Source organism: Marilutibacter aestuarii (genome assembly GCF_006546775.1).
In the GTDB taxonomy this organism is placed as follows: Bacteria; Pseudomonadota; Gammaproteobacteria; order Xanthomonadales; family Xanthomonadaceae; genus Marilutibacter; species Marilutibacter aestuarii.
Genome location: NZ_VICE01000024.1, coordinates 1 through 9,050, shown reverse-complemented (window position 1 = coordinate 9,050; position 9,050 = coordinate 1). Strand labels below are relative to the sequence as shown.

Below are 9,050 nucleotides of genomic sequence, written 5' to 3'. Positions count from 1 at the left end.
TGGCGCTCCATCCACAACACGCCCAGCCAGGGCAGCGCGGCCGCGACCGCGACGATGGCCCACGCCGACAGCGAGCTGCGCCAGCCCACTGCGTTGGCCAGCGGCACCGCGGCCAGGGCCGGCAGGATGGTCCCCAGTTGCAGCAGGGTGATGTAGGTGGAACTGACGGTGCCGACGCGATCGGGGAAGTAGCGCTTGACCAGCGGCGGCAACACCACGTTGCCGATGCCCATGCCCGCCAGGGCCAGGGCCGACGCCGACAGCAGCATCCCGGTGCCGGGCGCGAAGCCACGCGCAAGCAGGCCGGCAGCGGCCAGGCCCATGGCGGCAAGCGCGGTGCGCTCCAGGCCGATGCGGTGCGCGATCGCGGGCGTGGCGACGCCGAAGGCGGCGAAGGCCGCGGTCGGCACCATGCCGAACACGCCCATCATCGCGGTGCCGAAGCCCAGCGCGTCGCCGATCCGGTCCAGCAGTGGGGTGAGCGAGGTGACCGCGGTGCGCAGGTTGAACGCGGACAGCGCGATGCCGAGCAGGACGAGGGCACGCCCCCGCCACAGGGGCCGGGGCTTCGCGGTGGAGGCTTGCAGGGGCGAGGGTGCGGTTGCGCGCATCGCCGCAGTCTGGGGCCCCGCGCGGGCGGGAGCCAGCGCCGGGGCCTCAACGCAGTGTTCCGGCCAAGGCGCGACGCTTGGCCGGACGCATCGGGTCAAGTGCGGGCGCCGGACGGACCGGTGCCTACTTCCTGCGCGCGGTCGGCGGCACGCGCTTGGGCGCCGCGGCGTGCTCGTCGGGCGTGGCCGGAGCCACCTTCTGCAGGACGCGGGTGGTGCCGAGCTTCTCGATGCGACCGCCGGATTTCTCGAAACTGGCGATGTCGTCCGAGATGCGTTCGCTCTCGATGCGCTTCTGCAGGTTGTGGTCGCTGCCGGCGGGGAGGCCCGCCTTGGGCTTCACGGCGGTCGAGCGGCCTTTCTTGGCACGGGTCATGCTGACTCCCTCGTGGAGGGTGGACACGCGACCCCCGGAACCCTTCCGGACGGCGCGGCGAACGCCCACTATGCGCCTTTGTCGCGGAACGTGCAGTGCATGGAAGGGCGGCTCAGGGGTGCTCGCCGCGTCCCTGGGCGCGGGCGACGCGGATCACCGCCCGTACCCGTTCGCGGTCGCGGTGCCGGGATATCGGGATCGCCCCCCGGGCGATGGCCTGTTCGCGCAGTTCCGCGGTGACGTCGTAATGCGCGCCGCTGGTCTTGTCCTGGAAGGCGTGCCGGGGAATGCCCAGGGCCGCTGCCATGGCATGGAGCTCGTCCAGGCGGTCGGCCATCAGGTGGGCCCAGCGCCGGCCCCGCCACAGGGTGACGGCGTCGTCCACGTAGACGCTCACGCCTGGCCCCTGGCACGGTCCCGGGCGGCGTCGGGACGGGGGTGGGCAGGCTGGATCATGAATAGGGGAAAGATTTTGATTGTGATTGTCCTCGATAGGGGCTACTGTGCAAACGCTGTGTTCGTCAAGGGTCACCGTGAACCGTGACCCGATGCCGTTGATCGATCGATCCACCCATCGTGCGCCTCGCTTGCTCCTTGCAACCAGCCTCACTGCCGCTCCGGCGGCCTATAAATCTGTTTGTACAGGAGCTACACAATGTCTGATCGCGAAACCGGAACCGTCAAGTGGTTCAACGATGCCAAGGGCTTCGGCTTCATCAGCCGTGAGAACGGCGAAGACGTCTTCGTCCACTTCCGTTCGATCCAGGGCTCGGGCTTCAAGAGCCTCCAGGAAGGCCAGAAGGTCAGCTTCACCGTCGTCCAGGGCCAGAAGGGCCTGCAGGCCGACGCCGTCGAAGCGCTGTAAGGCGAACCGACCGCAACACGCTCCCGGGCTCGCGCCCGGGAACGCGATGCAGCAAAAAACCCGGCGCAAGCCGGGTTTTTTCGTTCCGGAACCTTCGTGTCCCGGCCCGCTCACTTCAGCGCCAGTTCCACGCGCATGCGGCCCTCGTGAGGCTCACCCCTGAGCGAGGAGGCCAGGAACACGCGCGTCGGATCGAGCCCGCCGTCCGCCAACAGGGCCTCCTGCACGGCCACCGCGCGCGCCTGGCCCAGTTGCACCAGTTCGTCCTCGCCCACGGCGAATCGCGGGCGCAGCGCGTCCTCCAGCCAGGCCACGTCGGCGTCGCGCCGCGACTCGCGCCGCTCCGACCACGACTGGCCCGCAAGTGCCGCCTTGTCCACTTGCGGCGGTTCCGGGCGGCTGCCGGTCTCGCGCCGGTAGAGCGCTTCGAGCAGGTTGCGCCGGTCCTGGGCGTCCATCGCCGCGTAATCGAGCGTGCTCCCCTCCGCGGCATTGCCATTGACCTCCGCCAGCGCCGCAAGGAAGCGCTGCTCCTGGAGCGCCTGGGCATCGAGCGCGTCGCCGGCCCCGGCGGGAATGTCCAGGTTCAGCGCCGGCCGGTCGCCCAGGCCCTTGGCCAGCGCCGAGAGCGCGCCGCCGGCATTGGCAGGTAGTGCGGCCGAGCCCGGTTCGAAGTCGACATAGCGCGCCTGCTCGGCGCCCTCGAACAGCGAGCCCAGGAAGGCGAAGGGCGCGGTGACGACCTTGACGATGAGGTTGCGGATGATCTTCCACACCACCGGTCCGATCCGGAAACTCGGGTCGTCCAGCGTGCCGGTGACCGGCAGATCGAGGTCGATCACGCCATTGCGGTCCTTGAGCAGCGACGTGCCCAGGCGGATCGGCAGCGACACCTTGTCCTTGCTGCCGGTGGCGTCGCCCCATTCGAGCTGGTTGATGACCACGTGGTGGTCGGCGACCAGCCTGCGGTCGTCGATGCGGTAGTGCAGCTCGGTGCTCAGCTTGCCCTTTGAGATCGCATAGCCCGCCCAGCGGCCGGAGTAGGGATTGAAGATCGGCAGTTCGATGTTCTCGAACGCCATGCGTACGTCGGTGTGCTGGTCGTAGGCCGCCAGGTGGGTTTCGCCCTCGATGCGGACGGGGGAGAAGCGATTGATCACGTGGCCCTGCAGGTCGATCCTGGCCGGGCGCCGCGGCGTGGTCGACAGCCCCGTCACGGTGCCGCGCAGGGCTTCGATGCCGGCACGGAAATCGGGATCGATCGACAGGTCCGCGAACGCCATCGCCCCGTCCCGCAGCACGAGGCGTGCGATGTCGACCGGCATCGGCGCGGCACTGGCATTGGCGACGCTGCGGGGCGCGGGGTCGCCCGCGCCGAACAGCTCGACCAGGTTGATGGTGCGGTCCTCGGCGATGGTGACGCGGGCGAACGGCGCCGTCAGCGTGGCGCGCGCGACCTTCAATGCGTCCGGCCCCGCGGTGTATTCCAGGCCGCCCACGTCCAGTTGGCGCCATGCCAGGAACGGCCGTCCATTGGTTGCCTCGACCAGTTCGAAGCCGGTAATCCCGGCGTCGCCGGTGAAGCGCAAGCCCGGCGGAGGCCCTTCGCTGGCCTGCAGCGCCAGCCGACCCTTTGCTGCCACGACCCCGCATTCCAGGCGGATGGTCGGCAGCGCCGGCAGGTAGGCCCGCACCTGCTCGATCGGCATCTTCGACACCTCTACCTGCAGGTCGGCGACGACGGTGGCCGGCACCACGCTGCCGCTCACGGCCAGTGGGGCCACGTCATTGACGGTGCTGGACAGTTCGACTTCGATGGCCTGCTCGAAGTCCAGGCTGAGCGACCTGGCCACCAGCCGCGTCGGCGCCAGGTGGAAGCGCGCCGCGGGCGCCACCATGCGGTCCTCGATGCGGATGTCGCCCTCCTGCAGCGTCGCCTCGCCGAGTGCCAGCGTCCAGTCCGCCGCGGCATCGCCCGGGTCCGGCGCCGGCACCGCATCGACCGCTGGCGGAGCGAGCAGGCGCTCCAGGTTGAGGCGGCCGTCGGCATCGCGCCACAGGGTCGCCGCCATGCCCTGCAAGTGCAGGGACGCGATCCCGACGTGTCGCTCGTGCAGCGACACGCGGGTATCGCCAAGCCGGGCCTCGGGGACCTGGATCCAGTCCTCGTCCACGTCGAGCGCACGCAGGCGCAGGTCGCGTGCATCGATCGCCGGCAGCCGGGCCTCCAGTTGCATGCCCTGGCCGGGCACCACCTCGAAGCGGTAGTCGCCGGCCAGGTCGAAGCGCCCGGCGGTCAGTCGCATCGGCAGCATGTCGCTGAAGAAGCCGTAGACGCTGTCGGCCCGCAGCTCGCCCACCCGGAAGCGGCCCTGCGAGCGCAGCGGCCGCAGCGACACCTGTCCCGACCATTGCAGGCGCTCGTTCTCGGCGCTCGAAGTGGCCAGGCTGAAACCGCCGCCCTCGGGCGCGGTGCTGAAGTCCTTGAGGCTGAAGTCGATCGGTGAAAAGGCCTTGGTCGGCGCCAGGCTGCGGCTGTGGTCGGCGAAGTCGATCCGACCGCCGGACACGGTGAGGGCCTGCAGCCAGAGCGCCGGCAGGGGCGCGTCGGGTTTTTCCGGAGGAGGCACCAGGTCGGCCAGGTTGAGCGAACCGTCCGGCCGGATCTGCGCATCGAGGTAGGGCCCCTCCAGCCGCACCTGCGACAGGTTCCAGCGTCGCTCCCAAAGCGACGCGCCTTCCAGGTCGACGAACAGGTGCTCCAGCGCGACGAGGGGTTTGTCCGCGGGCCGTGCACCGCCGGGATCGGTGATCGCGATGTCGCGCACGTCCAAGGTCAGCCTGAACGGGTCGACCCGGACCTCGCCCAGCGCGAGCGACATGCCCAGGCGCGTGTCGACGAAGTCGATGGCCTGTGCGCGCAGCAGCCGCGGCGCCAGCCAGTACCCGGCCATGGCGTAGAGACCGACGGCCAGCAGGAGCAGCGCCGGGATGAAGAACCAGGGCTTGCGGACGAAGCGCATCGTGTCCATCCCTCCCGTGCCTGGAGGCCTGGATGGCGGGCGCATGTTGCGGTTGCGGGGTCGCCGCGCCATCCCCATATCACCGCCATACGTTGCCACGCACGACGTCCCGCCGCCTTCACGGAGTCTTCATATGAGCACCGCCGTCCCGATCCGCATCGACTTCGTCTCCGACGTCGCCTGTCCGTGGTGCGCGGTTGGCCTCAACGCGCTCGAGCAGGCGATCGCACGCGTCGGCGACGAGATCCAGGTCGAGTGGCACTTCCAGCCCTTCGAGCTCAACCCCGGGATGCCGCCGGAAGGCGAGGATGCCGACGCGCACCTCGCCGCCAAGTACGGGTTGTCGGCCGATCAGCTCGAGGCCAACCGGCACACGCTGCGCGAACGCGGGGCCGAGGTCGGCTTCCAGTTCGGCAGGCGCACCCGCATCCACAACACCTTCGACGCCCATCGCCTGCTGCACTGGGCCGGCGAGTCCGGTGCCGAGCAGCAGCGCGCACTCAAGCATGCCCTGCTTCGCGCCTACCAGGGCGAAGGGCGCGACATCTCATCGCACGAGGTGCTGGCCGAGGTCGCGGCCGAAGCCGGCCTGGATGCGGAAGCGGCGCGCGACATCCTGGCCTCGGGGGCGCATGCCGACGCCGTACGACGCCAGGAAGCCTTCTTCGCCGGGCGCGGCATTCGCGCGGTGCCCTCGGTGATCCTCGACGGACAGCACCTGGTCCAGGGCGGACAGCCGGTCGAGGTGTTCGAACGGGCGCTCCGGCAACTGGCGCGGCACGCGCGCACGGCCTGAGCGCGCGAACCCGCGTCAGCGCGCGCTCTGGCCGGGCATCCGCCGGACGTCCACGATCCGGTCGAGCCACAGGTCGTGGACATCGGCGTGGCTGCTGCCGTCGAGGGTGACGTCCTCCAGGCGGAGGATCGCGTTCATGCCTTCGTTTCCGTCCCGGTCCTCGAACAGTTGCAGGCTCGCGCGCGCGGCGACCGTGCCGACCAGCTCGCTGCCGTCATCCAGCCTGAGCGCGACGCGGGCGTCGTTGGGCAGCTCGAGGAGGTGGGCCTCGAGGCGATCGATGTCGGCGCGGTCGGTATGGATGCGTTCGGCGAACCTGCCCATGTACGGCACTCCTGCGGGGTCTTTCACTCGGGTCGACCCTAGCGCGCGCGACGCGAGATGCCGGTGAAGGGCCCATGGCAGAGGCGCCACGGGTCGTAGGGTGGGTCGAGCCGAAGGCGATACCCAACCTCGCCGCTACCGGCCACGACGCACGATGGTTTTTGCTTCGCGCAAGCCATCCTACCTTGCTGCGCCACCACCCCTCGTCATCCCAGCGAACGCTGGGATCCAGCTTTTCGCAGGGCTGGGCACATGTCCCCCCGGCCCAGCGCAGCACGCTGGGCGTTCGGCCAGACCGCGCGGCGGTGCCGCGCAAGCGGTCCGCCTCACCCCGGCGTTCGCTGGCATGACGCCGTGCGCCGTTCTCCCCTTCGCTGGGAGCAGAACCAAAAAAGAAGGCCGCATCCAGGGATGCGGCCTTCCGGGGACTGCCGCGATCGCGATCAGCCCTTGATGCACACGACCTGGCGCAGGGTGTGCAGGACCTCGACCAGGTCGGTCTGGGCGGCCATGACCGCGTCGATCGACTTGTAGGCCGCCGGCGACTCGTCGATCACGCCCGCGTCCTTGCGGCATTCCACGTGCGCGGTGGCCTCGCGGTGCTGCTTGAGCGTGATCGCCTGCCTCGCCGCGGTGCGGCTCATGACCCGGCCGGCGCCGTGGCTGCAGCTGTGGAAGCTGTCCGCGTTGCCCTTGCCACGCACGATGTAGCTGCACGTGCCCATGCTGCCGGGAATGATGCCCAGTTCGCCGTCCCGGGCGCTCACCGCGCCCTTGCGGGTGACCAGCAGCGACTCCCCACCGTGCTGCTCGCGCTGCACGTAGTTGTGGTGGCAGTTCACCGCCAGCCGGTCGAGCCTGAACTTCGGCAGGCGGTGGTGCATCTCGTGCAGCACCCGGGCCATCATGGCTTCGCGGTTGGTGCGGGCGTAGTCCTGCGCCCACGACACTGCCTCGACGTAGTCAGCGAACATCGGCTCGCCCTCGATGAAGAAGGCCAGGTCCTTGTCGGGCAGGTGGAAGCCCAGCACGCGCTTCTCGAGCTGGCGACGCGCCTGTTCGATGAAGTAGGTGCCCACCAGGTTGCCGGTACCGCGCGAACCCGAGTGCAGCATCACCCACACCGCGTCCGACTCGTCGAGGCAGATCTCGATGAAGTGGTTGCCGCCGCCGAGCGTGCCCGCCTGCGCGTCCACCTTGTCCGGGCGGATCCGCGGGTGCTTGCACCGGATCGCCTCCAGCCGCTCGGCCAGCCCCGACTGTGCCAGTCGCGTGCCGATGCTGTCCGGGACGCGACGGTGGTTGCCGCCGGGGCCGTTGCCGACCGGGACGCTGCGTTCGATCGAGCCGCGCAGCTGGGCCAGGTTGTCGGGCAGGTCGCTGGCGCGCAGGGTCGTGCGCACCGCCGCCATGCCGCAGCCGATGTCGACGCCTACCGCGGCCGGAATGATCGCGCCGCGGGTGGGCACCACCGAACCGACGGTCGCGCCCTTGCCCAGGTGCACGTCGGGCATCACCGCGACCCAGGGGCCGACGAAGGGCAGTGCCGCGATGTTCTGCAGCTGCCGGTGGGCCTGGTCCTCCAGCGGCACGCCGCGCACCCAGCCCTTGATCGGCGTGGTGCTGCCTTCGGCATGCAGGAGGTCGTAGTTGCTTGGGATGTCCATGTTGGGATCCTTTCCGTTGATGACCCCGTGCGGCCGTCCATGGCACGCACGGAGCATTGTTACCTTGAAATCGCCGGCGCCTTCAGGCTGACCAGCTGGTTCATGACGCCGTCCAGGCCGCCGAAGACCGTCATCGAACCGATCTTCGCGGTGACCTTCTCCAGCGCCTCCAGTTCCATGAGGCGCTGGAGTACCGGGTTCTCCTCGATCAGCTTCGCGGTATTGAGCAGGGAACGCGTGGCGTTCGCCTCCTCGCGACGGCGGATCACGTTGGCCTGGGCCGCCTTCTCCGCCTGCACGACGCTGTTGAGGATGTCCTTCATCTCACCCGGCAGGATCACGTCCTTGACGCCGACGCCCAGCACCTCGATGCCCAACTCGGCGACCTGGCCGCGCACGTGGCCGAAGATGTCGGCGTCGAGCGAAGCCTTGTCGCCGAGCAGCTCGTCCAGCGTCTTGGCGGCGATCGCCTTGCGCAGGCCGTACTGCAGCTCGCGGTACACGTAGTCGCCATACCTGGCGACGCGGGTGCGGGCCGCGACCGGATCGACGACGCGGATGCTGCCGGCGAGGTTCACGCGCAGGCTGACCTTGTCGCGGGTCAACAGCTCCTGGCCGGATACCTCCATCGACTGCACGCGCAGCTCGACCGTCTCCACGCCCACGTCCTTGCGGAAATTCCAGAAGGCGTAGGCACCCGGTGCCAGGGTGCGCTCGAGCCTGCCATCCACGAACAGCAGGCCCGCGCTCTCCTCCGGCACCACCACGGCGACCGCGACGCGATCCAGGTGGCCGAGCTGGCGCAGGCGGCGTGCCACGCCGGCGTCGAGCTCGAGGCCCTGCGCCAGCGCGACCGTCTCCACCTCCATCCGTACGACGCCCTTCCAGTACAGCTTGCGCGTACCCGGAGCGAGCACGTCGACCAGCTTGCCGTCACGCGACAGCAGGCCGACCTCGTCGGTACCGACGTCGGCGACGCTGAACACCTCGTGCACCCGGTCGCCCAGCGCGGCCGCCAGCGTGTCGGCATCGCGACCGGTGTATTCCGCCTGGGCGATGCCATGCAGCACCACCTCGACGCGACCGAGCGGGTCGAACATCCGATACACGCCCGGTGCCAGCACGCGCTCGAAGCGACGGTTGCGATACAGCAGGCCGCGCTCGCCGTCGCCGACCACGATCCTCTTGTTCCAGAACATTGTCATTCTCCTTGGGTGTCCTGGTGGTCCGATCCTGGTTCAAGGAATGCGCCGGATCGGTCGTCGCATCCCCCGCCGGCACCCAGGCCGACGGGAATCAAGAAGTGGAAGCACCCCTGGCATCGATGCCGCGGAACCGGCGCGCGCGTGGCAAGGCAACCTCGGGTCGGCGGGCAGGCGCTGGCGCCT

At 69.7% G+C, this 9,050-nt stretch carries 9 protein-coding genes; 2 read left to right on the top strand and 7 right to left on the bottom strand.

The features are described from left to right. The 3 genes from FKV25_RS03045 to FKV25_RS03035 all read right to left on the bottom strand — a co-directional run. Positions 1-611: MFS transporter (locus tag FKV25_RS03045; protein ID WP_342777153.1), on the bottom strand; the 611-nt coding region annotated here is incomplete at its 3' end. 124 nt (positions 612-735) lie between these two features. After that, a complete protein-coding gene (locus FKV25_RS03040) occupies positions 736-987 on the bottom strand; it encodes a hypothetical protein (RefSeq protein WP_182688284.1) in 252 nt (83 codons plus the stop codon). A gap of 112 nt (positions 988-1,099) precedes the next feature. After that, a complete protein-coding gene (locus tag FKV25_RS03035; RefSeq protein ID WP_141517324.1) occupies positions 1,100-1,384 on the bottom strand; it encodes a DUF4031 domain-containing protein in 285 nt (94 codons plus the stop codon). Between the two features lie 258 nt (positions 1,385-1,642). Between FKV25_RS03035 and FKV25_RS03030 the strand changes: the two genes are divergently transcribed. Continuing rightward, positions 1,643-1,852: a cold-shock protein gene (locus FKV25_RS03030; RefSeq protein ID WP_141517323.1), complete on the top strand. Its 210-nt coding sequence runs from the start codon at positions 1,643-1,645 to the stop codon at positions 1,850-1,852. Positions 1,853-1,962: 110 nt separating this feature from the next. Here FKV25_RS03030 and FKV25_RS03025 read toward each other — a convergent pair whose 3' ends face one another. After that, entirely contained in the window at positions 1,963-4,884 is a 2,922-nt protein-coding gene (locus FKV25_RS03025; protein WP_141517322.1) for a DUF748 domain-containing protein, read from the bottom strand. Positions 4,885-5,008: 124 nt separating this feature from the next. Here FKV25_RS03025 and FKV25_RS03020 point away from each other — a divergent pair, with 124 nt between their 5' ends. Next, positions 5,009-5,671 carry a DsbA family oxidoreductase gene (locus tag FKV25_RS03020; RefSeq protein WP_141517321.1) on the top strand — a complete coding sequence of 221 codons (663 nt, stop codon included), beginning with the start codon at positions 5,009-5,011 and terminating at the stop codon, positions 5,669-5,671. 15 nt (positions 5,672-5,686) lie between these two features. Here the strand turns inward: FKV25_RS03020 and FKV25_RS03015 are convergent, their stop codons facing one another. The 3 genes from FKV25_RS03015 to FKV25_RS03005 all read right to left on the bottom strand — a co-directional run bounded on the left by FKV25_RS03015 (position 5,687) and on the right by FKV25_RS03005 (position 8,861). After that, the gene (locus FKV25_RS03015) at positions 5,687-5,995 is read right to left on the bottom strand and encodes a DUF3247 family protein (RefSeq protein WP_141517320.1); all 309 of its coding nucleotides are present in this window, start codon (positions 5,993-5,995) and stop codon (positions 5,687-5,689) included. Between the two features lie 443 nt (positions 5,996-6,438). Beyond that, positions 6,439-7,662, bottom strand: a complete 1,224-nt coding sequence (locus tag FKV25_RS03010) for an RtcB family protein (protein WP_141517319.1) — start codon at positions 7,660-7,662, stop codon at positions 6,439-6,441. 59 nt (positions 7,663-7,721) lie between these two features. Beyond that, entirely contained in the window at positions 7,722-8,861 is a 1,140-nt protein-coding gene (locus tag FKV25_RS03005) for a slipin family protein (RefSeq protein WP_141517318.1), read from the bottom strand. Between the last annotated feature and the right edge of the window lie 189 nt (positions 8,862-9,050).

What these genes read in the sequence shown, in the direction of transcription:
- FKV25_RS03040 (WP_182688284.1), bottom strand. Translation starts at nt 987, where the DNA reads ATGACCCGTGCCAAGAAAGGCCGCTCGACCGCCGTGAAGCCCAAGGCG.
- FKV25_RS03020 (WP_141517321.1), top strand. Translation starts at nt 5,009, where the DNA reads ATGAGCACCGCCGTCCCGATCCGCATCGACTTCGTCTCCGACGTCGCC.
- FKV25_RS03030 (WP_141517323.1), top strand. Translation starts at nt 1,643, where the DNA reads ATGTCTGATCGCGAAACCGGAACCGTCAAGTGGTTCAACGATGCCAAG.
- FKV25_RS03015 (WP_141517320.1), bottom strand. Translation starts at nt 5,995, where the DNA reads ATGGGCAGGTTCGCCGAACGCATCCATACCGACCGCGCCGACATCGAT.
- FKV25_RS03005 (WP_141517318.1), bottom strand. Translation starts at nt 8,861, where the DNA reads ATGTTCTGGAACAAGAGGATCGTGGTCGGCGACGGCGAGCGCGGCCTG.
- FKV25_RS03010 (WP_141517319.1), bottom strand. Translation starts at nt 7,662, where the DNA reads ATGGACATCCCAAGCAACTACGACCTCCTGCATGCCGAAGGCAGCACC.
- FKV25_RS03025 (WP_141517322.1), bottom strand. Translation starts at nt 4,884, where the DNA reads ATGGACACGATGCGCTTCGTCCGCAAGCCCTGGTTCTTCATCCCGGCG.